At 37.6% G+C, this 25,465-nt stretch carries 19 protein-coding genes; 11 read left to right on the top strand and 8 right to left on the bottom strand.

Annotated elements, in window-relative coordinates:
- Positions 1–114 precede the first annotated feature (114 nt).
- The 9 genes from IEV57_RS12980 to IEV57_RS12940 all read left to right on the top strand — a co-directional run bounded on the left by IEV57_RS12980 (position 115) and on the right by IEV57_RS12940 (position 14,384).
- Positions 115–1,074 (top strand): tryptophan 2,3-dioxygenase family protein, encoded by a 960-nt coding sequence (locus tag IEV57_RS12980; protein WP_188443471.1) that lies wholly within the window; start codon positions 115–117, stop codon positions 1,072–1,074.
- 341 nt (positions 1,075–1,415) lie between these two features.
- Positions 1,416–2,996, top strand: a complete 1,581-nt coding sequence (locus IEV57_RS12975) for an NAD(P)/FAD-dependent oxidoreductase (RefSeq protein WP_188443470.1) — start codon at positions 1,416–1,418, stop codon at positions 2,994–2,996.
- 89 nt (positions 2,997–3,085) lie between these two features.
- Complete coding sequence (locus IEV57_RS12970; RefSeq protein WP_188443469.1) at positions 3,086–3,697, top strand: fumarylacetoacetate hydrolase family protein; 612 nt, start codon at positions 3,086–3,088, stop codon at positions 3,695–3,697.
- Positions 3,684–5,543: a M23 family metallopeptidase gene (locus tag IEV57_RS12965; RefSeq protein WP_188443468.1), complete on the top strand. Its 1,860-nt coding sequence runs from the start codon at positions 3,684–3,686 to the stop codon at positions 5,541–5,543. Before IEV57_RS12970 ends, IEV57_RS12965 begins: the two co-directional genes overlap by 14 nt.
- A gap of 24 nt (positions 5,544–5,567) precedes the next feature.
- Complete coding sequence (gene bcp, locus IEV57_RS12960; RefSeq protein ID WP_188443467.1) at positions 5,568–6,017, top strand: thioredoxin-dependent thiol peroxidase; 450 nt, start codon at positions 5,568–5,570, stop codon at positions 6,015–6,017.
- Positions 6,018–6,032: 15 nt separating this feature from the next.
- The gene (locus IEV57_RS12955; RefSeq protein WP_188443466.1) at positions 6,033–6,884 is read left to right on the top strand and encodes a transketolase; all 852 of its coding nucleotides are present in this window, start codon (positions 6,033–6,035) and stop codon (positions 6,882–6,884) included.
- Between the two features lie 11 nt (positions 6,885–6,895).
- The gene (locus IEV57_RS12950; RefSeq protein WP_188443465.1) at positions 6,896–7,864 is read left to right on the top strand and encodes a transketolase family protein; all 969 of its coding nucleotides are present in this window, start codon (positions 6,896–6,898) and stop codon (positions 7,862–7,864) included.
- A gap of 274 nt (positions 7,865–8,138) precedes the next feature.
- The gene (locus IEV57_RS12945) at positions 8,139–9,728 is read left to right on the top strand and encodes a glycoside hydrolase family 99-like domain-containing protein (RefSeq protein WP_188443464.1); all 1,590 of its coding nucleotides are present in this window, start codon (positions 8,139–8,141) and stop codon (positions 9,726–9,728) included.
- Positions 9,729–11,141: 1,413 nt separating this feature from the next.
- Positions 11,142–14,384, top strand: a complete 3,243-nt coding sequence (locus IEV57_RS12940; RefSeq protein WP_188443463.1) for a S41 family peptidase — start codon at positions 11,142–11,144, stop codon at positions 14,382–14,384.
- A gap of 175 nt (positions 14,385–14,559) precedes the next feature.
- Here the strand turns inward: IEV57_RS12940 and IEV57_RS12935 are convergent, their stop codons facing one another.
- The 7 genes from IEV57_RS12935 to IEV57_RS12905 all read right to left on the bottom strand — a co-directional run bounded on the left by IEV57_RS12935 (position 14,560) and on the right by IEV57_RS12905 (position 22,727).
- Complete coding sequence (locus tag IEV57_RS12935; RefSeq protein ID WP_188443462.1) at positions 14,560–15,933, bottom strand: Gfo/Idh/MocA family protein; 1,374 nt, start codon at positions 15,931–15,933, stop codon at positions 14,560–14,562.
- Positions 15,934–16,089: 156 nt separating this feature from the next.
- Positions 16,090–17,472 carry an exonuclease domain-containing protein gene (locus tag IEV57_RS12930; RefSeq protein WP_188443461.1) on the bottom strand — a complete coding sequence of 461 codons (1,383 nt, stop codon included), beginning with the start codon at positions 17,470–17,472 and terminating at the stop codon, positions 16,090–16,092.
- Between the two features lie 145 nt (positions 17,473–17,617).
- Positions 17,618–18,325, bottom strand: a complete 708-nt coding sequence (locus tag IEV57_RS12925) for a DUF3307 domain-containing protein (protein WP_188443460.1) — start codon at positions 18,323–18,325, stop codon at positions 17,618–17,620.
- Complete coding sequence (locus tag IEV57_RS12920) at positions 18,322–18,966, bottom strand: SatD family protein (protein WP_188443459.1); 645 nt, start codon at positions 18,964–18,966, stop codon at positions 18,322–18,324. The genes IEV57_RS12925 and IEV57_RS12920 overlap by 4 nt, the downstream gene beginning before the upstream one ends.
- 295 nt (positions 18,967–19,261) lie before the next feature.
- Positions 19,262–21,154: a phosphoglycerate dehydrogenase gene (gene serA / locus IEV57_RS12915; RefSeq protein WP_188443458.1), complete on the bottom strand. Its 1,893-nt coding sequence runs from the start codon at positions 21,152–21,154 to the stop codon at positions 19,262–19,264.
- Positions 21,155–21,307: 153 nt separating this feature from the next.
- Positions 21,308–21,796, bottom strand: a complete 489-nt coding sequence (locus IEV57_RS12910) for an NUDIX hydrolase (protein ID WP_188443457.1) — start codon at positions 21,794–21,796, stop codon at positions 21,308–21,310.
- A gap of 79 nt (positions 21,797–21,875) precedes the next feature.
- Positions 21,876–22,727 (bottom strand): DUF2911 domain-containing protein, encoded by an 852-nt coding sequence (locus IEV57_RS12905; protein WP_188443456.1) that lies wholly within the window; start codon positions 22,725–22,727, stop codon positions 21,876–21,878.
- 220 nt (positions 22,728–22,947) lie between these two features.
- Between IEV57_RS12905 and IEV57_RS12900 the strand changes: the two genes are divergently transcribed.
- Positions 22,948–23,868 carry a 2-hydroxyacid dehydrogenase gene (locus IEV57_RS12900; protein WP_188443455.1) on the top strand — a complete coding sequence of 307 codons (921 nt, stop codon included), beginning with the start codon at positions 22,948–22,950 and terminating at the stop codon, positions 23,866–23,868.
- 14 nt (positions 23,869–23,882) lie between these two features.
- Positions 23,883–24,725 carry a universal stress protein gene (locus IEV57_RS12895; RefSeq protein ID WP_188443454.1) on the top strand — a complete coding sequence of 281 codons (843 nt, stop codon included), beginning with the start codon at positions 23,883–23,885 and terminating at the stop codon, positions 24,723–24,725.
- Here the strand turns inward: IEV57_RS12895 and IEV57_RS12890 are convergent.
- Entirely contained in the window at positions 24,712–25,431 is a 720-nt protein-coding gene (locus tag IEV57_RS12890; RefSeq protein WP_188443453.1) for a tetratricopeptide repeat protein, read from the bottom strand. The genes IEV57_RS12895 and IEV57_RS12890 overlap by 14 nt on opposite strands.
- Positions 25,432–25,465: the final 34 nt, after the last annotated feature.

Raw genomic sequence — 25,465 nt, 5'->3', positions numbered from 1 at the left:
TTTTGGTTTATTGCTAATTATAATGGATTTTTGTACCCGAATGTTTTTTCAATATCGCCTTGAAATAAACAAGAAGCAGGTAAAAAAACTATCTATTTCATATAAATTTACTCCATGACCCCGGAAGAAACCCAAAAAGACATCACTGATAAAATCGAGCTTCTTCAAAAGAAATTTAAAGCTTCTGGTCAAGATTTATCCTCGTATTTGGAAGGATTGCTTTATGCCGATTACCTGAATTACTGGGATTATATCAACTTGGATATCTTGCTTTCCCTTCAGCAGCCAAAGACATCCTTTAAAGATGAAAAGATTTTTATCATTTACCATCAAATAACAGAACTCTATTTCAAATTAATCATTTGGGAACTTGAGCAAATTTCTGAAAAGCATGGAATCAAGGCTGATTTCTTCAAAGAAAGATTAGAAAGAGTCATTATGTATTTTGATCACTTGATTTCATCTTTTGCAGTGATGTGGAAAGGCATGGAAAGAGAACAATTCCTGAAATTCAGAATGTCACTGCTGCCATCTAGTGGTTTCCAGAGCGCACAATATAGAGTGATCGAAATACTTTCATCTGATGTGGTCAATCTTGTCCATATTGATAAAAGGGACTCCATATCAAATAACATGACTACCGACGACTTGTTCAATAATCTCTACTGGCAACAAGGAGCGATAGAACTTGCAACTGGCGAAAAAACTTTGACTTTAAAGACTTTCGAAATCAAATATGGCAAGGAATTGAAGGAGCTAATTGACTCAAATAAAACCAAAAATATTTGGAAACAATACCAATCTTGCACTGATAAAGACGAAGAACTCAAGAAATTGATGCAGACTTTAGATTTGAAAGCAAATGTATTTTGGCCACTAGCTCATTACAAATCTGCAGTAAGATATCTGCAAAGAGATCCTGTTGATATCGCTGCTACAGGAGGGACAAACTGGCAAAAATACTTGCCTCCGCGCTTTCAAAAAGTTATTTTCTACCCACAACTCTGGACCGATCAAGAAAAAGCAGAATGGGGAAAAGGCTGGGTTGTGAAGGAGATCTTTGGAGAAGAGTGAGACGTGATATGTGAGACGCAAGATTTGAGACAAGAGTGTGACAGGTGAGTTAAACAAGAGTCAAGAGTCAAGAACCAAGAAACAAGAGACTTTCCAATACAAATCCACATAGCAAATCATCCAAACTCCCATAACCTTTCAACCTTCCAACTTTAAAGCATTATAACCATCAGAAACCACAATCTTCCAATCCGCCACGACTAACAAGTTCTTAAAATCTTATAATCTTTCAATCTGAAAAAACCTTCTAACTTTCCAACTTTAAAACATTCCAACCATTACCTCTCAATTTTCAAATATTTTAATTCACAAACCTTTAAGGATAAATACCTTACATAAAAATGAAAAAAGAAATTCAATTACAACTCACACCTCAGGAAGCTTATGATGAGGTAATATTTCAGGAGACGGTCGCTAAGAGACTAGGAATCTCTCTGCGTCAGGCTGATATTCATGCAAGACAGACAAAGCGATCTATCGATGCTAGAGGAAGACAAGTCAAGGTAAATGTGACTGCTGAAGTTTTTATTGATGAGCAAGTTCCTCCCATGTTGGATGCTTCCAAGCCCTACAAGAACGTGAGTAATGCAGAGCAAATCATCATCGTTGGTGCAGGTCCCGCGGGTATGTTTGCGGCTTTGAGGGCGATAGAACTTGGGGTGAAACCTATTTTGATTGAAAGAGGAAGTGATGTCCGCGCCAGAAGAAGAGACTTGGCAGCGATCAACAAAGATCACATCGTCAATCCTGAATCTAATTATTGTTTCGGAGAAGGAGGTGCAGGTACCTATTCTGATGGTAAACTCTATACCCGATCTAAGAAAAGAGGAGATATTCGTAGAATTATGGAGATTTTTGTTTCCCATGGTGCCACAGAAGAAATCCTCGTCGATGCCCATCCACATATTGGGACGAATAAACTCCCTAAAATTGTAACCGAGCTAAGGGAATCAATCCTACAAGCAGGTGGTCAAGTGCTATTTAATACCAAGGTCGTAGATTTCATCCTAGAAAATAATGAAATGAAAGGTGTGGTTACCAAAGAAGAGGAGAAAATCACAGGACTTGGAGTGATTCTGGCAACAGGACATTCGGCAAGAGACATTTTCCATTTATTACATCAGAAAAAAATCTTGATCGAGGCCAAACCCTTTGCCTTAGGAGTAAGAATAGAACATAGTCAAAACCTAATCGACAAAATTCAATATCACTGCCAAACAGATCGTGGACCGTATCTACCTGCTTCAAGTTATTCTTTGGTGCATCAAGCAAAATTCAATGGCAAGCAACGCGGTGTTTTTTCGTTCTGCATGTGTCCAGGTGGCTTTATTGTTCCATCTGCAACTGCCCCAGGTGAATTGGTTGTTAATGGCATGAGTCCAAGTAGAAGGGATAGCAAATTTGCTAACTCTGGAATTGTGGTGGCTGTGGAGTTAGAAGACCTTCCACAATATGAAAAATATGGTCCTTTGGCAGCGATGATGTTCCAAGCCGAAATAGAAAGATCGGCATGGAAAGCAGGAGGAGAAACACAAACTGCGCCTGCACAGCGTATGATTGATTTTGTCAATCGAAAGGAAAGTTCCTCTCTTCTAGATACGTCTTATCAACCTGGATTGAATTCTGTCAACATGCATGAAGTGCTACCAGATTTCATTTCGTCTAGACTTGCAGATGGATTCAAGGCTTTTGGGAATAAAATGAAAGGCTATTATACCAATGAATCTCAATTGATAGGAGTGGAGAGTCGAACTTCTTCGCCTGTGAGAATTCCTAGAGATAAAGAGTCTTTCGAGCATCCAATAATCAAGCGATTGTATCCTTGTGCTGAAGGAGCTGGGTATGCAGGAGGAATAGTTTCTGCTGCTATGGATGGTGAAAGATGCGCTGAAAAGTTGATTGAAACTTATATTAGAAAATAAATGTAAAATATACACTTAATAAATTTTACTTGCTTATATTTAAGTCATCAAGCAGGTTGAATATATTGAGTTAACCAAAATTCAAGAAAATGAAAATCATTGCCATAGGTAGAAATTATGCGGAGCATATTGAGGAGCTCAACAATGAAAGGCCGTCCGCTCCAGTTGTTTTTATGAAGCCTGATACAGCTGTTTTAAAGAATAACATGCCCTTTTTCCATCCTGACTTTTCTCAAAATATCCATCATGAAGTAGAATTGGTATTGAAGATCAATAAAGAAGGCAAATACATCAAAAAGAAATTTGCCCATCGATATTTTGACGAAATAGGGATTGGGATTGACTTTACGGCTAGAGATTTGCAAGATCAGTGCAAATCAAAAGGACTTCCTTGGGAAATTGCCAAAGGATTTAATGGATCGGCGCCCGTAGGACAGTTTTTATCCGTTTCTGAATTTAAAGACTTCAATGACATTAATTTTCATCTTTTGATCAACGGCGAACAGCGGCAAAAGGGAAATACGTCTATGATGCTCTTTGACTTTGGGGTGATTATAGAATATGTTTCTCAATTTTTCACTTTGAAAAAAGGTGACCTGATATTTACAGGAACGCCCGCAGGAGTAGGGAAAGTGAATATTGGGGATCGCTTGGAAGCATTTATAGAAGATCAAAAATTGTTGGATTTTGAAATTAAATAAGCCGCTATTTCTATTTATTTATTTTTTGAGTCTGAATTTATCTGCTCAAGATTATCTCTTTCCAGTCAAACCCGGACAGCGAAATTTCTTGTCAGGGAATTTTTCAGAAATCAGACCCAATCACTTCCATAGCGGAATAGATGTCAAAATCGGTGGTGTAGATGGTGAACCGATCAGAGTGATTGCAGATGGCTATGTTTACAGAGCAAAAATTTCTACCTACGGTTATGGCAATGTGCTTTATGTAAAGCATTACAATGGACAGTCTTCAGTTTATGCCCATTTACAAAAGTTTTCAGATAAGATTGCTGAGCGCACGCGTCAGGAAATGTATACCGAGCGCAAGAATGATTTGGAAGTTTATTTTGATGAAACTTCGCTTCCTGTTACTCGAGGAGAAATTATTGGTAATGGTGGAAATACAGGTGGGTCGGGTGGACCACATTTGCATTTTGAGATTAGAGATAGCCTAGATCGTGCGATTGATCCTTTTGCTTTTGATTTTGAAAAAGAGATTGTGGACAATACGCCACCAATACTTTATAAAGTCGCATTAAGTCCTCTAGATTATGAATCTCGTGTGGATGGGAAATTCGAAAGACAGGAATATACACCGATTCTCGAAGGTGGGAGATATGTTCTTCCGAGAGATATAAAAATTTCGGGTAGAGTAGGTCTAGAAGTGTATGCTGTAGACAAGCAAGATGGAGTTGGAAATATTTTTGGGGTTCCTGTTTATGAACTTCTTGAAAACGGCAGGCCCATATTTAGGATCAATGTCGATCATATTGATTTCAATCAAGGGCGATTTTTGCTGACGCATACTTATCTTAATCGTTTTATCCGTTTGTATCCGCATCCCAACAACCCCTTAGATTTATATGAAATAGACTCTTTATCTCAAGGAAAGATCTCTGCGATGAATGGAGAACAAAAGTCTCTTCAAGTCAATTTGAAGGATTTTTTCGGAAATACGAGAGTTTTAACTTTAGGAGTAGTAGGGGAAAGCGTTGATTTTCAATTCACTACAATCCAGTCCGATCATGCTCCTACACGCATTAAGTATGAAAGAGAAGTAGTGGTAATCAATACAAAACTTTCTGAGGTGGGAAACTTAGCTAAAGTATTTGTTGGCGATAAGATCATGGAAATCCCTCCTGCTTATGAAGAAAAAGGGAGGAGAATTTACCTTTGGGACATGACTTATGGAGTTCCTGACTCTTTAGATGTTTGCACAGAGATGATTTATCCTGAAGTTCTCTCCAAGATTCCATTTGGAGAAAAGCTTTATTTCACCGACGGAAATGTTAGCTTAGACTTTGAAGAAAATACGCTATTGGACGATTTGTTTTTGAGAATGAATCGAAAGCAAAGCGGAAACACTGTTAGCCTAAGTCTCAATCCATCAGGTGACTATCTCCAGCAAAATCTTGGAGTAAAAATTCACCAAACAAACTATCAAGGAAACAAGAGTAAAGCTCACATTTATTCTGTTGCGCCTAATGGCAGGAAAAGTTTTGTAGGTGGCACTTGGGAAGGTGATGACATACAGTTTAAAACAAGAAATTTTGGTACTTTTGTAATCGAGAGCGATGAAGTGTCACCAAAAATTCTTCCTATACGCATCAATTCAAACGAAATAAGGTTCAAAATATCAGATGAGAAATCTGGAATTAAGGATTTTGAAGCTTTCGTAAATGGAGAATGGGTATTGATGCGGTATGAACACAAGCAGGCTGTAATCTGGTCTGAAAAAAATGATAAACAACCTTTCAAGGGAGAGGTTTTATTAAAAGTTCGTGACATGGCTGGAAATGAATCCACTTGGTCAGGGATGATAAAATAAACTTAACCTTAAAAACAAAATAAGATGTCATTAGAAGTTGGAAATTTAGCACCACAATTTGAATCAAAAGATCAAAATGGAAATGTGATCATGCTTTCAGATTTCAAAGGAAAAAAAGTAGTCCTTTATTTTTATCCAAAGGACAATACTCCGGGTTGTACTGCCCAAGCATGTAACCTCAGAGACAATTATGAAGCTTTACAAAAAGCGGGATATGTTGTCTTGGGCATAAGTTCAGATTCTCAAAAATCCCACCAGAAATTTATCGAAAAGCAAGAATTGCCTTTTTCACTGATTGCCGATGAAGATAAAACTGTTCATGAAGCCTTTGGTACTTGGGTAGAAAAGTCCATGTATGGAAGAAAATACATGGGAACAGCAAGAACAACATTTATTATTGATGAGGAAGGGAAAATTGAGGAGATTATCGAGAAAGTAAAGACCAAAGAACACACGAATCAAATTCTTAAATAACAATATTCCAAACCAATGGAGAAACAACCTTTAGCACAACTCACAAAAATTTCAAGCCAAGTCAGACGTGACATCCTTCGCATGGTTCATGCAGTTCAATCTGGCCATCCTGGAGCCTCTTTAGGCTGTACGGAATTCTTCGTAGCACTTTATTTCAACCAAATGAAGCACGACAGCAATTTCAATATGAATGGCAGCAATGAAGATCTATTCTTTCTGTCAAATGGTCACATTTCACCCGTATGGTATTCCGTATTGGCAAGAAGTGGCTATTTTTCAGCAGATGAATTGAAAACATTCAGAAAACTGAATAGCCGTCTACAAGGACACCCAGCTACAGAAGAAAACCTTCCAGGAATCAGAATCGCTTCAGGTTCACTCGGTCAGGGACTTTCTGCAGCAATCGGAGCAGCTCAAGTGAAGAAAATCAATCAAGATGATCGCTTAGTCTATGTTTTGATGGGAGATGGAGAGCAGCAAGAAGGTCAAGTTTGGGAAGCATGTATGTATGCAGCGCACCACAAAGTGGACAACTTGATCGCGACGATTGATTTCAACAGACAGCAGATCGACGGCCCAACGAAAGATGTGATGGATCTGAAAGACTTGAAAGTAAAGTGGGAAGCATTTGGCTGGGAAGTGATCGAAACCTTGAAAGGTAACGACATGGAAGCTGTGCTTGAAGGATTGGAAAAAGCAAAATCCTTGACTGGAAAAGGTAAGCCTGTATTGAATCTTTTACACACCGAAATGGGATATGGAGTTGATTTTATGGTAGGTACGCACAAGTGGCACGGAATCGCACCAAGCGACGAGCAACTTGAAAATGCACTAGGTCAATTAGAAGAAACTTTAGGGGATTATTAATAACAGGAACAATGGATAAGACATTAGATTTAAAATATACATATACAGAGAAAAAAGATACGCGTTCTGGGTTTGGAGATGGATTGCTGGAAGCAGGTAGAAGAAATCCTAACGTAGTCGGTCTTTGCGCAGATTTGATTGGTTCTTTGAAAATGGGAGCTTTTCAGAAAGAATTTCCGGAAAGATTCTTCCAAGTGGGTATTGCTGAGGCAAACATGATCGGTTTGGCAGCAGGGATGACGATTGGAGGAAAGATTCCTTTCACAGGGACTTTCGCTAACTTTTCTACTGGTAGAGTGTATGATCAAATCAGACAATCAGTAGCCTATTCTGACAAAAATGTTAAGATATGTGCTTCTCACGCAGGATTGACATTGGGTGAAGATGGTGCTACGCATCAGATCTTGGAAGATGTGGGTATGATGAAAATGCTTCCTCACATGACTGTGATCAACCCATGTGATTACAACCAAACAAAAGCAGCTACGATGGCTATCGCTGAGTTCGAAGGTCCAGTTTATCTAAGATTCGGACGTCCTAGCTGGCCGATATTTACACCGGCTGATCAGAAGTTCGAAATCGGAAAAGCTTGGCACATGATCGAAGGAACAGATGTGACCATCTTTGCTACCGGCCACTTGGTATGGGAAGCGGTAGTTGCTGAGGCAATGCTTAGAGAAGAAGGCATCTCTGCTGAAGTGATCAATATCCATACGATCAAGCCATTGGATGAAGCAGCGATCTTGGCTTCTGTGAAGAAAACAGGTTGTGCAGTTTCAGCCGAGGAGCACCAATTGAATGGTGGACTTGGTGATAGCATCGCACAAACTTTAATTAGAAACAATCCAGCTCCATTGGAATATGTAGGTGTAAATGATTCCTTCGGAGAATCAGGAACTCCTACAGAATTGATGGAGAAATACGGCTTGAACGCTGAAAATATAGTAAAAGCAGCTAAAAAAGCGATCGCAAGAAAGTAAGGTTTAAATTTCAGATTCAGGTTTTAAACCTAAAACCTTAAATCTAAAATCAAAAAAAAGCCACAGTTTAGAGATAAGCTGTGGTTTTTATGTTTTCTGGAGTGAGGAAGGAGTTTAGAGATTTATTATCTTGTTAAGATAAATTCTAATCAAATGAGAAAATTTTGAATAAATTCATCCCCATCCATATCAAATTAACTTATCCATCCGAAATAAACCTTGGCTTTTCTTTTGCTTCGTTTATGTGTAAATTGAACCTTAAAGCTTTATACTTATGAAATCATTTCTTCCTTTTTTGTTTATCATAGTTTTTGCGATTCATATTTTTAATGCCTGTAATGTGAAACAAATCCCAGAAGATAATACAGAATTAAACTCAGGTGTAGGAGTTAATCAAATAAATTCAGAAGATACTCAGAGTTTGGGTTTAAGAACACTTTTGAATTCTGATAAAACTCTAGTTGGCGTATATTTTATGCCTTCTTGGAATGTATCCACAGATCCCAATAGGGATATTGATAGCTTTTGGCCTTGTTTGTATAAGCCTGAAGACTGTGGTTTTACTAAAAATACTGGAATGTGGGGGCCTAGAGGTCGCGTTTACAACAAAAATTATCCTTATGAAGGTCCTTTTTTGGAAAGAAAGCCACATAGCAGTTTGGGTGGATTTTATAAAAGAGATGATCCTAAGGTAGCCAGAAAGCAATTGGAATATATGAAAAGCTACGGGATAGACTTTTTTGCTTACAATTGGTTTTTTGGTAGGCACTATTATTACCATTTAGGCTTTGCCCCGCAGGCTAATACATATTATCCAAAGGGATGGAAAGTTGATAATTCGAATTACAAGAGAGTAGCAGTACCAGGGATTGAGCAGTGGGAGGATCAGTTGTCAGTATTGTTGCGTGAAAATGAAAAACTTCCCGAGTCTAAGCAAATGAAGTGGGCAATCAATTGGTGTGATGACGATGATGCCAAATGGATGCTTTGGTTGGATGTTGGCTCACCTGAAAGTATAGCAGCCAAAAGAAATGTAGCTGGTGAAAAAGCAGACAGAGCTACTTATCTGCAAGTTCATGACAAAATCACTATGCTTTGGATTGATAAATATTTTAAAAGAAAAGACTATCTCAAAGATCCGATTGGAAGACCTATTGTATATTTTTATTTCCCACACGATACAGAAGCGAGGGCCGCTTTTTACGGGATTAGTATGAAAGAACTGCTAGATAGGTCAAAGGCCTTGGCTAGAAAGGCAGGATTTCCAGGAATCAAATTTATAGCAACGACCTCTGGTGCAATGACACAGGCAGAAATGCCCTATGCCATGCATACAAATTGGGTTGCCAATAACTCCAGACAACCATGGAAAGGTGGTAGATACACTGACAAGCTGCTCTTTCAAGATTATGCTAAAAGGCTAAAGGGAATGGGATTTGAAGGAATGACGGCTTACATTTATCACACTTATGGTAATCAGGCAAATTGGAGCTATGATGATATGAGAAAGAATTATAGAAGTCATTGGGAAAAATGGACTCAAGAATTTAGAAATGACCCTAGTTTTGAATATCAGCCTCCAGTAGCGATGGGTTGGGATATGAGACCAATGGGAGGGACTTGGCCGCAGCAGTCTGGCGTACCAAGTGAGCCCGGCAAAGACAAAGTTCATAGCAACAAATCTACTTTTAAAGCCAAGCTAGAAGAAGCAAGATTGATTGCTGACCAGAATAATGCTACGAATGGCAATACGGTAATGGTGTGTTGTTGGAATGAATATTTGGAAGGCAATTACATTGAGCCTACTGAAGGTCATAAATTTGATTATTTGGAAGCTATTAGGGAGGTTTTTTCTAGAAAATAGCCGTAGTCATCTCGAACGAAGTGAGAGATATCGAATTGGTTTTCTGAGGGTTTTCTGAATTTCAGGATGTCGCGTTGATACGGGAATGAGATTTCTCCCGATGGTCTAAATGACTTCCACTAAGTCATCTCGATCGAAGAGAGAGATCTCATCTTGATATAATTAAGGTTGCCAGAAACACGACTTGTTTTTACTATATCAGTTCTAGATTTCTCCCGATGGTCGAAATGACTGCTTCTAAGTCATCTCGAACGAAGAGAGAGATTTCGTCTTGATGTAATTAAGGTTGCCTCAAAAACGACTTGTTTTTACTATATCAGTTCGAGATTTCTCCCGATGGTCGAAATGACTGCTACTAAGTCATCTCGAACAAAGTGAGAGATCTCGTCTTGATATAATTAAGTTTGCTCGAAATACGACCTGTTTTTACTATATCAGTTCTAGATTTCTCCTGATGGTCGAAATAACTGCTACTAAGTCATCTCGAACGAAGATAGAGATCTCGTCTTGATGTAATTAAGGTTGCCCGAAATACGACTTGTATTTACAATGTCAGTACGAGATTTCTCCCGATGGTCGAAATGACTGCTTCTAAGTCATCTCGAACAAAGTGAGAGATCTCGTCTTGATGTAATTAAGGTTGCCTGAAATACGACCTGTTTTTACTATATCAGTTCGAGATTTCTCCCGATGGTCGAAATGACTGCTACTAAGTCATCTCGATCGAAGAGAGAGATTTCGTCTTGATGTAATTAAGGTTGCCCGAAATACGACTTGTATTTACAATGTCAGTTCGAGATTTCTCCCGATGGTCGAAATGACTGCTTCTAAGTCATCTCGAACAAAGAGAGAGATCTGGTCTTGATGTAATTAAGGTTGCCTGAAATACGACCTGTTTTTACTATATCAGTTCGAGATTTCTCCCGATGGTCGAAATGACTGCTGCTAAGTCATCTCGAACGAAGAGAGAGATCTCGTCTTGATATAATTAAGGTTGCCTGCAATTCGACTTGTTTTTACTATATCAGTTCGAGATTTCTCCCGGTGGTCGAAATGACTACCGCTAAGTCATCTCGAACGAAGAGAGAGATCTCTTCTTGATATAATTAAGATTACCTGAGAAACGATTTGTTTTTACTATATCAGTTCGAGATTTCTCCCGATGGTCGAAATAACTGCTACTAAGTCATCTCGAACGAAGATAGAGATCTCGTCTTGATATAATTAAGGTTGCCTGCAATTCGACTTGCTTTTACTATATCAGTTCGAGATTTCTCCCGATGGTCGAAATGACAGAAATCTATCGTTTTCTTGAAATCCATCGTTCATCGACCAATATTTTTTCCATCAATGGTTTTTTGCTGATGAAGCTATTCCTTATTTTTAAAGAAGACGAAACACAGAATCAAGAATATGAAAAAACTATATTTATCAGTGCTGTTGTTAGTAACAGTACAATTCACATTTGCGCAAGGAACGCGCTTGCTACGAGAACCAGCCATCAGCAAGGATCACATTGTTTTTGTTTATGCCAATGATCTTTGGCGGGTGAATAAAGCAGGTGGTGATGCAATCCGTTTGACGAGTAATGACGGTGCTGAAAATAATCCTCACTTTTCCCCAGATGGAAAGCATATAGCTTTTACAGCACAGTATGATGGGAATACTGATATTTATGTTCTTCCTATTGAAGGAGGGGAACCAAGACGACTGACTTGGCACCCAGGTGCAGATGTAGCTTCGGGTTGGACTCCTGACGGAAAGCATATTTTGTTTACCTCTGCCAGGGAAAATGTTCCAACCAAAGAATCGAAATTTTACAAAATTCCTTTTGAGGGTGGGATGGAAGAAGCACTTCCTATTCCAAGGGCTGTTAATGGCAGACTTTCAGCTGATGCTAGACATATCGCTTATCAACAGATTGCATTTTGGGATCCTGAGTGGAGAAATTATCGAGGTGGTCAAGCCAAGCCAATTTGGATCGTGGATATGAAGGATTATTCCTTGAAGATGACTCCACAAACAGACATGGAAAGGCACACACAGCCTATTTGGCATGGAAAACGAGTCTTTTTTCTTTCAGAAAGAGATTATGCAAATAATATCTGGTCTTTTGACCCTAATTCAAATGACCTAAAGCAAGAGACTTTCCACGTTGATTTTGACATCAAAAATTTGGATTCAAATGGAGAAGAAGTGGTCTATGAACAAGGTGGATTTTTACATATCCTCACTCCATCCAATGGTCAGACTAGACAATTGGAAATCAATGTTAAAGGAGATTTTCATTGGGCGAGGGAAAGATGGGAATCTGTAAGTGCCGGAAGGTTGACGAATCCTTCGATTTCTCCAACAGGTCAGCGTGCTTTGTTTGAATACCGCGGGGAGGTGATCACCGTACCAAAGGATAAGGGAGATGCAAGAAATATCACGCAGACTTCCGGTGTAGCCGATCGATCACCTGTTTGGTCTCCAAATGGACAACAAATAGCATGGTTTTCTGATGAATCTGGAGAATATCACTTGATGATTGGTGATCAAGAAGGATTGACCACCCCCAAGAAAATCCAACTTCCTACAAAGACTTTCTACTTTAAACCAGAATGGTCTCCTGATGGAAAATTCATTGCTTATACAGACACGGATTACAACTTATGGTTTATCGATGTCAGCACTGGATCAGCAAAAGTTGCCGATACTGAAAGATATGCGCATCCAAATAGATCTTTGAATCCAATTTGGTCACCTGATAGCAAATGGCTTGCTTACGCAAAATTGCTCGATAGTCAGTTTAAGGCGATTTTTGTTTACAATATTGAAATGGGTAAGAAAATCCAAGTTACAGACGGAATGGCTGATGCGATTTCACCTGTTTGGGATGCAAAAGGAGAATATTTATACTTCTTAGCGAGTACCAATTTTGGATTGAATACAGGTTGGCTGGATATGAGTTCTTATGATCGACCAACCACAAGAGGCCTATATGCAGCTGTTTTGAGTAAAACTGGTATTTCTCCATTTTTGCCTGAAAGTGACGAAGAAAAAGCCAAATCTACAGAAGCAAAATCTGATGATAAGAAATCAGAGACTAAGACTGTTGTGATTGATGAAGATGGATTGTGGGGAAGAATAGTTGCTGTCGATATTCCGATTAGAGATTATTCAGGGCTAATTATGGGTCCTGAAAACCATGTTTTCTATCTAGAAAGTATACCAAACGAAAGAGGTCAGACGCTTCATAGATATAATTTTAAAGATAAAAAGTCTGAAGTGTTTATGACAGGGGTAAGCGCTGGAGTAGTGTCTATGGATAGAAAATCCATTCTTTACCAAGCAAATGGAAACTGGGGAATAGTAGATACCAACGGAGGTCCAAAAAAAGCTGGTGATGGATCACTGAAAGCGCTTTCTTCTTTGAAAGTTAAAGTTACGCCAAAGCAAGAATGGAATCAGATTTACACTGAAGCTTGGAGATATCAGCGTGATTTTCTTTATGTTGACAATGTACACGGAGCGCCTTGGGATAAAATCTACGATTGGTACAAGCCTTGGGTTGACCATGTGAGACACCGCTCAGACATGAATTACATTGTGGATATTTTGGGCGGTGAGGTTGCTGTAGGTCACAGTTATACATCAGGAGGTGATTTTCCAAATGTAACTTCTATTCCTATAGGACTTTTGGGAGCAGATTATGAAATCGAGCAAGGAAAAGTTAGGATTAAGAAAATTTATACAGGAGAAAGCTGGAATCCAAACTTGACTGCACCTTTGGCACAACCTGGAATTCAAGTCAAAGAGGGAGATTATATCCTTGAGGTGAATGGAAAAGGCGTAGAGTCAGGAGTTAACTTTTACAGTTATTTTGAAGGCTTAGCCAATAAGCAAGTGAAATTGAAAGTCAATTCAACTCCTTCTCAGATTGGCGCAAAGACAATAACGGTGGTTCCAATCTCTAATGAAAGTGGATTGAGAAACATCGATTGGGTGGAAGGGAACAGAAGAAAAGTGAATGAGCTTTCTGATGGGAAACTGGCTTATGTCTATATTCCAAATACAGGTCAACCTGGCTACACATCATTCAATCGTTATTATTTTGCGCAGCAGGATAAAAAAGGCGCTGTGATAGATGAAAGAAATAATGGAGGCGGCTCAGCGGCTGATTACATTGTAGATATCATGACAAGAGATCTTCATGGTTATTTCAACAGCAGAGCAAATGATAGAAAGCCATTTACAACACCAATGGCGGGAATTTGGGGTCCAAAAGTTATGCTAATCAATGAAAGAGCAGGCTCAGGAGGTGATTTATTACCTTATTTGTTTAGTAAAATGAAAATCGGACCTATGATCGGAACACAGACATGGGGCGGATTAGTGGGTACTTGGGATACACCTCCGTTTGTAGATGGTGGTAGAATGGTTGCACCCCGTGGTGGATTCTTCGACGTAGATGGAGAATGGGCAGTAGAAGGAGTGGGGATCAAGCCTGATATTCAGGTGGAGCAAACGCCTAAGGATGTGATCGAAGGACGTGACCCGCAGCTGGAAAGAGCTGTTCAGGAAGCTTTAAGACTCTTAGAAACAGAAGGAGTGGAGCTCAAGCCAGAACCAAAAGCGCCGATCAGATATTTTAGACCAGAGAAGAAGAATTAAAATGGTTGTCAGATAATGGTCAATTGATAACTGGTGAATGAAATGATTTGATCAGACTATCGCTGAATTTCGATAATATGATTAATTATATGAATTAAATGAAAAGCCTCCAAGATGCATAAGCATTTTGGAGGCTTTTTAATATTTCATTGATTTTTGATACTCGTCAAAAAACCTAAGCTCCTCTACCAGTTTTATTCAGTTCTATATCTGTTAGATCTGCAATTTTTACCGGTAAATTAGTTTCAATACTATTCCGGGCCGCTATACCCACTAATATAGAAAGTGCTCCGTCTCTAGTTCCAGCAGATTGGCGATATGGATCTGACATGCTCGGATCTTTGAATAATTTATCTTTCAGTCTGATATCGCCACCTCCATGTCCACCTTTTCCATGAGGAATGCTGATGATTTCAGTTTCACCAAAATTCTTGGTAAGTCTGATTTCATCCACATTGGGTTCTTCCCAAGGTTGAGATTCTTTGATCCAAGCATCTAATCTGCCTTTGGTACCATTGAATGCTATTCTATAGCCTTCATAAGGAGAATAAGAAGTCAAAGAGTAACTCACTTGAACACCATTCATATATCGAATTTGGACAGCCATTTTATCATAAATATCCAATTCTTCCCTAAACACACAACCATCTCTCAAGTAACCGTCATGCTTTTCGTTTTTGACATAGAGGTCCACCATATGTTGATCTTTGGTGATGTCCCAATAAAAATCACATTTGGATTTATGCGGGCATGGTCGGCAATTGGTATGACGGAAAGGTCCATTTTTTCCGTAAAATTCTTGAGAACCATATGCGAAAACTTCTTCAGGATCTGAATTCAGCCACCAATTCAATAAATCAAAATGATGGGTCGATTTATGTACCAAAAGAGTCCCGCCTTTTTCTTTAAATCCATGCCATCTTCTGAAGTAATCTGCACCATGTGAAGTGTCTAAGTACCAATGAAAATCAACAGAAGTCACATCTCCAATTTCTCCATTGCGGAGAATTTCATATATGCGTTGTCTGTGGGGTGAATACCTATAATTGAAAGTAACAATGACACTTTTTCCAGTTTTTTTCTCAGCATCTAGTATCTGCTGACACTTGTCTTCATCGGTGGTCATTGGTTTTTCGGTAATGACATTTGCCCCAAACTCCAAAGCTTTTACGATAAAAGTATGATGTGTATTGTCTACTGTAGTAACGATAACTAAATCAGGCTTGGTAGCCGTAAGCATCTTGTCAAAATCAGCAAATGTAGGACAGTCAGCTCCAATGTACTCTTTTCCAAATTCTAATCTTCCTGGATTGCTATCACAAAATCCTACAAACTCAATTTTATCATCATAATCTTGCTGCACTTGCCTACCAAACATATTTACCCCTCTTACTCCTAATCCCACGAGTGCGATCCGCATTTTTTTGTTTGGGTTGTTGTGAAGTGTCAGAGCTTCAGCGATTCCATTGAGAAAAACTGATCCCGTTAAAAAGGTGGAAGACTTCAGTAGAAAATCTCTTCTTGAGGTATCTGTTTGTTTTGATTTCATATGATTTTGGGTTTAATGGTTTTTCCAAAATATCAATTTATTCAAAATAAACTATCCTGTACCTAGAGAATTTTTATCTAATATAAAAAAGTAAAAAGGGGTAAATCCTGATTTATTGTAGTTAATCTGTTTGTCAAATATCTATAAATGAATTGTTTATCTTACTAATACAATGTTTTTGAAATTTAATTTAGGAAGGAAGCTTCTTAAGATATACTTACTTTCTTGGTAAGGTTTGATTTTTGTTATTTGATCTAAAAGAGTCTCTGTGCTAGTTAGTTCTTCTTCCTTATTGATAAAACTGTATCCAATAAACATCCCCTTTTCAAAAAGTAAAGCTGTTTCTTCTGAGGTATTTCTACCTTTTTCTTTGATGATCAGTGTCCCGTCTTCGCCTTTTATTTTGTCTAAAAAATCGGAAACCCGAAGATTATATTCCGCACTATTTTCTTGCCCACAGCAGCCTCCTTTACATTGTTTGGTAGCATAATCAAAACAGGCCTCATTAGATTTTTGAATACCGCAAAGCTTTGGACAGAGATCATATTTCTCGACTGCGTCAAGCATGAATTTCCATGCTTCACCATGACTTTCAAACTGCCTTATACAAAGTTGGCTTGGTTTTACTTTGGAAACCTGAAATCTGACATAACCGAGATTATCTTCATACTGCACGATTCCCCAAGTGTTGCTAACAAATTTTTGGGACTTGTTATATTTTGGCCAAAGTCTTTTGATTTCATGTAATTCAATCAAATATGCCAAAAGTTCGCTTCCCGTTAGTTCCCAACTTACATCATGGATTTCATATTTGAGATCGAGTTTGGCTTTGCCTTTCGAATCGCCAGAAAAATGTCCTTTGAATCTACTTTTGATATTCAAAGCCTTGCCTACATAGATGACCTGACCATTGGCATCGTGAAAATAATAAACACCAGTAGCCTCAGGTAATTCGGTGAATTTTTCTTTGGCAATATTTGGAGGTAAAAAAGCCTCACCATTATTTTTCTTGAGCATGCCTTGTACGGCAGCAAAATCTTTTTGATAGATCTTTCCGAAAAGAATAGCTGTTGCTTCTGCATCACCAAATGCCCTATGTCTTGCAGAAATTGGAATAGATAGGTGTTCACAAATTCTTCCCAAGCTATAGGATTTGTATCCTGGAAAAACCTTTCTGCTGAGTTTCACGGTACAAAGTTTTGGAGCTTTGTAGTTGATATTTGCTTTTTCTAAAGCTTTTTGGATAAAAGTATAATCAAAATTGACATTGTGGGCGATAAAAACACGATTTTCTAAGATCGCATATATCTCCTCTGCCACTTCTGAGAAAGTAGGCGCATTAACCACCATGCTGCTGTCAATTCCAGTCAAACCGGTAATAAATCCAGGAATAAATCGCTCAGGGTTGATGAGCGTTTGGTAGCTATCGATAATTTCATTTCCATCATGAATGACAATGGCGACTTCTGTGATTCCACCACCATCCCCTGGGTTTCCTCCAGTTGTTTCGATATCAACAATTGCAAATTCCTGTTTCACTTAAAAATATCCGATTTATATACGCTGTAAATATATGTTCCTTCATCTTATAAATCAGGAAATAGAAGAATGGTTTCAATAAATACTAAGAGATTGAAGCAAGCTGTCTCAGATCGTTGAAAATAGATTCTTTTTATTGAAATGATTAGCTGATACCAAGGACGATGACTCCGATCAAAATGGCAACACCAAAGCTGAGCAGGGTACCGATTAGAATATATTCAGTTAGCTTTCTGTCTTTGGATTCTTTAAGATCTCCAAATCTGAAAACAGATTTTGCAGCCAATAAAAACCCTATTGCCTCCCACTTCCCTAATATCACAAATGTAAAAACGAAGAGTCTTTCCAAGATCCCAATGTATTTACCAGCATTGTCCAAAGATTGATTTTTGCCATCATTGATTGATTTGGACCATTTTGTCAAGAGTACTTGAATCAGTATTCCTGACACTGATGTTAAGAAAAGCAATGCCGTAACATAGATCCAAAGTGAGGTATTCTCGAACCACAAGCTGATTTCCAAATTTGTATCTGTCCAAATTAGCCACAAAATAGAAATACTGATCAGGTGCAGTGCCTGATCGATCACAAACCAGCTTGTCTTGTTGTGTTTTTTTTGAAAATACAGTTTAGCTATATCGATCAACCCATGAATAAGCAAGACACTTAAGGCTAAAAGCCAATATTGAAGATTCCAAAACACCAAGAGGACCAGCAAGCCATGAATCAAAAAGTGAAGATATAATTTCAAGGATTTAGCTTTCTTCTTCTCCTTTTCTTTGACCCATGATTTGGGTTGAAGGACGAAGTCTCCGATTAAATGGGCGAGTATAAGTTTGATAAGAATGATCATGGAATTAGTTTTTGAAGTTTTTGACGAAACACTTCCTCGATTTTAAGCACTTCGTCAATATTGGATCTGTTCCACCTTCCACTTACCGAATTTTGCTTGATATCCAATAACTCTCCGATTTCTTCTTGGGTGATTTTAGGATCTTTTAATACGATCTCAACCAATTGAGCAGATGAAACAGACCAACTATCCATAAATTTACCTGCAAGTCGGAGATACATGTTTATTTCCTTATCAAAATCTTCCCATGGACTTTGTATGGCAATGTTTGTCTTTTCTTTTTTGAGTTTCTCGAATTTCTCGCCCGCATAGATAAATGCAGGTCCATTACTTTCTGAGATTCTTTTTCCTGAAAAAGTTTTATCACCAATTCCAATAGACATTCTTACATCAAGTGTGCTGAGTTGCTTATTTGCTTCTTTCGGCTCTATTTTTTTGATTAGTGCCTTTATTTCCAAAGCTTTTTGAATCGCTTCTTTTGGATCATTTATTTCTAATTGGAAAAAATCCCCCCAAACTAGTTCCCATTGTTCGGGAGTGTTTCCCCATTGAGAAAAGAGGGATTTGAGTGGCTGTAACCATTTTTCTTGATCCAGCAGCTTTCTTGAAGCTATTATATCACCTTTAATTATTGCTACCATATTTTAAATATCGTCGAAATAAACGATAATTCAAAATATCGTCGATTTAAGCGATAATTTAAACTATCATGTGAATCAACGATAATGCTAAATATCTCTGGAATCAACGATAAAAATTCAATATGAAAGCTGAAGGAGAAAAAAATAGCCAATAAAGCTTCAAAAAGCAATATTGGCTAAGTTCAATAGGTAAGAGATAAATTTTTTATAAATATTTGCTTTCTAAACAGTCCCCAGATATTTATTTAAAGTAATTGGAGTTACAAGTTACTAATCGACTGTAACCAATAACTGATTAATAAAGAACTCTGAAACGGATCGTCCCTGGGATTTCTTTCATATCGTCGATAACATCAGGAGAATAGGCTTTATCAATATCCGTGATTACATAACCGATTTTTTCATTGGTTTTGAGATATTGACCTACGATATTGATTTCATGCTTAGCGAGGCAATTGTTGATTTTTGCAAGTACACCAGGTTCATTTTGGTGGATATGAATCAGTCTATGCGCATCTTTCAAGAAAGGTAATTGAATATTTGGGAAGTTTACAGAGTTATAAGTATTTCCTGTATTGATATATTCCATGATTTTGCCAGGAACAAATCGAGCGATATTTTGCTGAGCTTCCAGTGTAGATCCTCCAATATGTGGCGTGAGAATAGTATTTTTCATTCCTAGCAACTCAGAAACCAAGGGTTCGGAATTGTTTTTTGGTTCCTCAGGAAACACATCAATTGCTGCTCCAGCAATATGTCCAGACTCTAAAGCCTCTTTCAATGCATTGATATCGACTACATGACCTCTGCTAAGGTTGAGAAGGTAGGAGCCAGGCTTCATCTTTGCGATTTTAGCTTTGTCAAGGATGTTTTCATTGTCTTTTCTACCATCCACATGCAAGGAAATTACATCACAAGTTTCTAGGAGTTCGTCAAGTGAATCTATTTTAGTGGCGTTTCCAAGAGCAAGTTTCTCAATGACATCATAGTAGTAGACGTCAAGTCCCATATTTTCTGCTAAGACAGAAAGTTGAGCACCTATATTTCCATAACCGATGATTCCGAGTTTCTTCCCTCTGATTTCAAAACTACCCGTTGCAGATTTGTCCCAAATACCTTGATGCATTCCATGGCTTTTATCATGAAATCCACGCATCAAAAATATAATCTCAGCAATGGCCATTTCCACCACAGAACGCGTATTGCTAAAAGGAGCATTGAAAACAGCGATTCCCTTTTCTGTGCAGGTTTCAAGATCAATCTGATTAGTACCAATACAAAAAGCGCCAATCGAAATTAGCCTATTGGCATTTTCCAATACTTTTTTAGTCACATTGGTTTTCGAGCGAATCCCTAGCACACTTACGTTTTTGATTTTTTCTGCTAGTTCATCTTCGGAAAGGGCAGAAGCAATTACTTCTACATTATAACCTTCTTGCTTCATTAGTTCCACCCCAATAGGATGCACATTTTCTAGAAGCAAAACATTAATTCGGCTTTTTGGGTAGGAAAATTTCTTATTCATTTTATTAACATAAAGAATTTCATCAAGACTAGGAGCGATGTGATCAGCTTTTGAAGTTACTTTTGGTCTGTTTATATTTTCGGTAAAGGCATAGAATTTATTAGCCATTCCGGAAGCTTTGATTTCATAGTCAGTATATCCATCGCCAATCACATAAATCTCACCTTCTAAGTTAAGGTTTTTGATGGTTTCTGGTTTGCCACCATTCTTAGAAAGGATATTTTCTCTATCGAAATCTACAATTTTCCCAGAATCATCGTAGACAAATTCATTCGCAAAGATGTTTTCAGGTTTGATTCCAAATTCACCTACAATTGGTGTGATGAAATCCTTAAATCCATTTGAAATGATGATGATATTTTCAGCATTGTCACTTAAAAATTCCTTGTTGCGCTGAAATGACTTCGAAACTTTGCTCTTCAATTCAACAATCAACTCCGATATCTGTGGTTTGGTTGCTTCAAGAATAGCTAATCTTCGCTCTAAACTTTCCCGAAAATTAAGTGTGCCTTCCATACCCATATCCGTGATATCTTTGATGGCTTTCAACTTCTCCGCCTTCTTAGGATCTTGTGCAAGGCTGATTTCACCAAGAACGTCTAGGGCTTCTACTTGTGTAAATGTACTATCAAAGTCAATGATGAATTTTGTGCTATTGGGCATTATTGTAATGAAGTTTGAATGAATTGATGTTCAAAATTAGAATATTATTAAAAAATAAACACTTTTATTAACAAAAATACTTTTAGCAAATTCCTATAATTTTCTCGAAATCGATTGTATTGAACATCTAGGCAGAATTTTGCTAATTTTAATTTAGATTAATTTATCTTCTGTCAATTCATTAATCATCAGTTGAAGTTCTAGGTCTTCATTATATTCTGCATTGAAGATGAACTTAGAACCTTTTATTAGAGATTTGTAAATATAAAGATCGGTTTTGGGTGTTGGGATTTTGAGAAGATCATCCACATGCATCCATTCTAAAGAACCTTCATCACTTTCCACGGTAGTCTGTTTTTCTATCTCTGCCAAATACACATAACTGATCCAATTGTAGTCAACTGGGGAAGTTTCTGTCAGAATACCCCTAAATTCCATGTTATTGACTTTGATTCCTGACTCTTCCCAAGTTTCACGAATAGCAGCATTTAAAGGAGTCTCGAAAGGATCTAATTTTCCCCCTAGAGGAGTGTAAAGTCCCTTATTTGGTTCTTTTGCTCTTTTTAATAGGAGAAAATGATCTCCATTTCTTAAGACGCAGATTGTAGCTACTTTCTTGATTCCTGGGCTGATTTTTGACATGGGTGATGTGGGTTTTTAAGAATTCAAAGAAAGATAAAAAAATAGCCTCTGATTTCGATATCTCAGAGGCTAAAAATTATTACTTAATGGATTTGATAAGCCTTTCATTTAAGCCTACATAATCCGGATTTTTTGCATCTCTTGCCATTTCCATCGATTTATTAGCACTTTCGATCGCTTCTTTTTTCTTGCCCAAAGCAAGTTCGATTTTTGCTTTAAGATGCATGGTCCAATATTTTGGGTCTGAGTCAACTGATTTATTGATCCAATCTAGAGCAATAGGCAAATCTTTATTGGTTGTAAAATAATAGTTCGCCGCTTGGTAATACAATCCTGGGTTAGTAGGTTCTTGGTCTATAACCAAAGCTTTGATCTGACTCATTACAATTCCATCCACTTCTGTTTCGATTCTGAATTTGACTCTCACTTGTTCCCACTTGATCGCAACGGAAGCGCCTGTATCAGTCATATCTACAAAATTGATTTCCATTGTTTCGTATTTCTGACCTGTTTTTCCCGGCTTTACTTTGAACCTCAGAAGGTCATCCTCCTGATTATATCCAACAGCTCCCCAAAGACCTGTATTCTTGGATAAGATCATTGTCCATTCACTTTTGCCTGGAATTGCATAAAGTGCATATGAACCCGCAGGTACTTTACGGCCTTCGATCATCACTTCAGTTGAGAAAGTAATGATCGTCGCTGCATTAGCACCTGTTCTCCACACATCTCCATAAGGAACTAATTCGCCAAATATTTTTCTACCTTTTGCACTAGGTCTACTGTATTCAATTTTGACATCTGTCAGACCGATTTTTTGAGCAATACTAGAAGCGGGACTTGCCTGAGGCATTTCGATTTGCTGCGCTGTAGAGTAGCTTAAGGAAACCATCAAAAGACATACGAGCAATAAATAAGATTTGAAGTTCATTTTAATCTTGTTTTTTGGTAAAATTCATCTAAAATTCATTTTTGTGTGGTTAAATTGAAATTGTATAATATAAAAGAAAAAAAAATCAATTAATCGATCATGTTCTTTTACTTAAGGTTTCAATTTAACAACCTAAAATTGATCAATCTTTGGTTATCCTACAAACGATCGATTGGTTTAAAGTTTTATTTATTAATATTTTATTTTAGAAATAGATTTAATGGGAATTGCAATTATTTCACCTGGGCGAAATCCCAGTGTTTGGATTGAAAATATGAAAGAAATTGACAAGGAAATAGATATTCAAGTGTTTCCTGATATTGTCAATAAAGAAAAAATTTCCACTGTGATGCTTTGGCAACATCCGAGAGGGGTTTTAAGTGAATTCCCTAATTTGAAGCTTATTTGCTCTATGGGGGCTGGAGTAGATCATATTTTGTCAGATGATTCAATTGATCCAAGCCTGCCTATCACCCGAATAGTAGATGAAAAGTTGACTTTTTCAATGACTAATTATTGTATAATGGGCATTTTAAACCATCATCGTCGCACGTCTAGATTTACCCAACTTCAGAAGTCAAAGGTCTGGGATATGAGTAGTCCTGAAATTGATATTCAAGTGGGCGTATTGGGAGTAGGTGAGTTGGGTGGTGACGTTATAGAGAAATTACAATTGATGAATTTCGATGTTTTTGGTTATGGAAACTCTCCGAAAGGAAAATTGACTTATCCATATTTCTATGGGGAGCAGCTGAATGATTTTCTACAAAATGTGAATGTCTTGGTTTGTTTACTACCCTTAACAACTCAAACAGAAAATTTCCTGAATTTAGATTTCTTTAAAAAATGTAAAAAAGGGACATACCTAATTAATGTAGCAAGAGGCAATCATCTCGTAGAAGAAGATCTGTTGACTGCAATTCAAGAAGGCTTTATTTCAGGCGCCATGTTGGATGTTTTCAGAAAAGAACCGCTTCCAGAAGATCATCCTTTTTGGGAGGAAGAAAAAATAACTATCACTCCACATATTGCTAGCGTAACCAACCCTAAGGCAGCTGCTCCGCAAATTGTAGAGAATTATAAAAAAATGCTCAATAATCAACCCCTAGTCAATCTTGTCGACAGACAAAAAGGCTACTGAAAACCCAAAGAACTATGAAAGAGAACTTCAAAATTGTTTGCCCCACTGATTTTTCCGAATGTTCATTGAATGCAATTGAATACGCTTCTAAACTTGGAGAAAAATATCAAGCTGACCTTTATTTGGTACACGTGCCAGATAAAGAGGATTATCAAAAACTATCATCCAATGACTTTCATTCGGGAGATCAATATAGTTTCATTAAAAAGAAGCTAAATAGTCTCGTTTCAACTGTAAATGAAGAAAGTATCAGTAAAGGTTTGAAATCCTGCCAAGCAGAAATTAAAGAAGGTAAGATTGTTACTTCGATTTTAGAATATGCAGAAAACCTGAAAGCCGATCTAATTGTGATGGGAACTGAGGGAGTCAATGATTTTAAGACAAACTTTATTGGGACAAGATCCTCTAACCTTGTAGATAACTCGGAGATAGATGTAATGCTGATTCCAAGGAAAGTATATTTCAAAACTCCACGGAAATTTGTCTATGCGACTGATTATGTAGAGGAAGATAAAATCGCAATTCAGAAAGTTGTTGAGTTGGCTGGTTTTTTTGATTCCGAAATTGACTTAGTTCACGTGAGCTCAAGATCCAAAACTATAGATAAATCTCTTCATCAAACCATGGTTCAAGAAATTGAGCCATTTATCAAGTATGAAAAAAAGACTTTTGTTTTAAAATCATACCGCGATGAACCGGGGCTAGGATTGGAGAATTATCTTATTACTGCCAAAGGAGATATGCTTGTTACTTTAAGCAAAAAAAAGAGCTGGTTTGACCAACTCTTTGCTAAAAACCTTTCAAGAAAGATGTCTTATTTCATTAACAAGCCGCTTTATGTAATTAAGAATCTTTAGGAGTTTTGGACTTGAATCCAGAACCGATAAAATCTACAAATTCACTCCAGGTAGATTTGTCTGTAAAGATTTTCTTAAAGACATTGAAATAGCTTTCAAAACTCACCTTAGAAGCAGCATTTTCTTGCTTAGGCATAGAAAATGTTGCTTTATTTTTTTCAGAATTATCAATGCTTTCCGGTTTTGCCTGCTGACTTGATTTATAACCTACCAAGTCGTCAGCAATTTCGAAACTCTTTTTTGCTCGAGACAAGTATCCCATTTTTTCTTCTACCATTCCTCGGTTATTGTAAGCCACAGCATCTTCAGGATCCATTTCAATGGCTTTGGTATAATCGTCTATGGCACCTTGAAAATCACCAATTCTATCCTTGAAATAAGCTCTGCTTGAATAGCGATATGGGTTTGAAGGTTCTAAATTTAATGCTCGATCAAACTCAACTGCTGCTTCTTCATTCCGCTTCAAAAGATGTAAGACAACAGCCCTATCACTGATATAGCTTGGATTATATGGCTCCGATGCTGTCAAGTAATCAAAATCCTCTAGCGCTAATTCAAATTTCCCTAGTCTCGAATACACTCTAGCTCTGAAAAAATAGAGCTCGGAGTTTTTATTGTCATTTGTAATGCAGGCGTTTATTTCTTCTAACGCAAGATCAAATTTTCCTTCCTTAAAGTACCCTACACCAATGTCAAAATTTCCCACTTGTATTTTATTTTGTCTTATAGATATACAAAAG

Source organism: Belliella aquatica, from assembly GCF_014637795.1.
In the GTDB taxonomy this organism is placed as follows: Bacteria; Bacteroidota; Bacteroidia; order Cytophagales; family Cyclobacteriaceae; genus Belliella; species Belliella aquatica.
Note: the sequence above shows the minus strand (reverse complement) of the source record. Positions and strands in the feature narration are given on the sequence as shown.

What these genes read in the sequence shown, in the direction of transcription:
- IEV57_RS12980 (WP_188443471.1), top strand. Translation starts at nt 115, where the DNA reads ATGACCCCGGAAGAAACCCAAAAAGACATCACTGATAAAATCGAGCTT.
- IEV57_RS12975 (WP_188443470.1), top strand. Translation starts at nt 1,416, where the DNA reads ATGAAAAAAGAAATTCAATTACAACTCACACCTCAGGAAGCTTATGAT.
- IEV57_RS12970 (WP_188443469.1), top strand. Translation starts at nt 3,086, where the DNA reads ATGAAAATCATTGCCATAGGTAGAAATTATGCGGAGCATATTGAGGAG.
- bcp (WP_188443467.1), top strand. Translation starts at nt 5,568, where the DNA reads ATGTCATTAGAAGTTGGAAATTTAGCACCACAATTTGAATCAAAAGAT.
- IEV57_RS12955 (WP_188443466.1), top strand. Translation starts at nt 6,033, where the DNA reads ATGGAGAAACAACCTTTAGCACAACTCACAAAAATTTCAAGCCAAGTC.
- IEV57_RS12950 (WP_188443465.1), top strand. Translation starts at nt 6,896, where the DNA reads ATGGATAAGACATTAGATTTAAAATATACATATACAGAGAAAAAAGAT.
- IEV57_RS12945 (WP_188443464.1), top strand. Translation starts at nt 8,139, where the DNA reads ATGAAATCATTTCTTCCTTTTTTGTTTATCATAGTTTTTGCGATTCAT.
- IEV57_RS12940 (WP_188443463.1), top strand. Translation starts at nt 11,142, where the DNA reads ATGAAAAAACTATATTTATCAGTGCTGTTGTTAGTAACAGTACAATTC.
- IEV57_RS12935 (WP_188443462.1), bottom strand. Translation starts at nt 15,933, where the DNA reads ATGAAATCAAAACAAACAGATACCTCAAGAAGAGATTTTCTACTGAAG.
- IEV57_RS12925 (WP_188443460.1), bottom strand. Translation starts at nt 18,325, where the DNA reads ATGATCATTCTTATCAAACTTATACTCGCCCATTTAATCGGAGACTTC.
- IEV57_RS12920 (WP_188443459.1), bottom strand. Translation starts at nt 18,966, where the DNA reads ATGGTAGCAATAATTAAAGGTGATATAATAGCTTCAAGAAAGCTGCTG.
- serA (WP_188443458.1), bottom strand. Translation starts at nt 21,154, where the DNA reads ATGCCCAATAGCACAAAATTCATCATTGACTTTGATAGTACATTTACA.
- IEV57_RS12910 (WP_188443457.1), bottom strand. Translation starts at nt 21,796, where the DNA reads ATGTCAAAAATCAGCCCAGGAATCAAGAAAGTAGCTACAATCTGCGTC.
- IEV57_RS12905 (WP_188443456.1), bottom strand. Translation starts at nt 22,727, where the DNA reads ATGAACTTCAAATCTTATTTATTGCTCGTATGTCTTTTGATGGTTTCC.
- IEV57_RS12900 (WP_188443455.1), top strand. Translation starts at nt 22,948, where the DNA reads ATGGGAATTGCAATTATTTCACCTGGGCGAAATCCCAGTGTTTGGATT.
- IEV57_RS12895 (WP_188443454.1), top strand. Translation starts at nt 23,883, where the DNA reads ATGAAAGAGAACTTCAAAATTGTTTGCCCCACTGATTTTTCCGAATGT.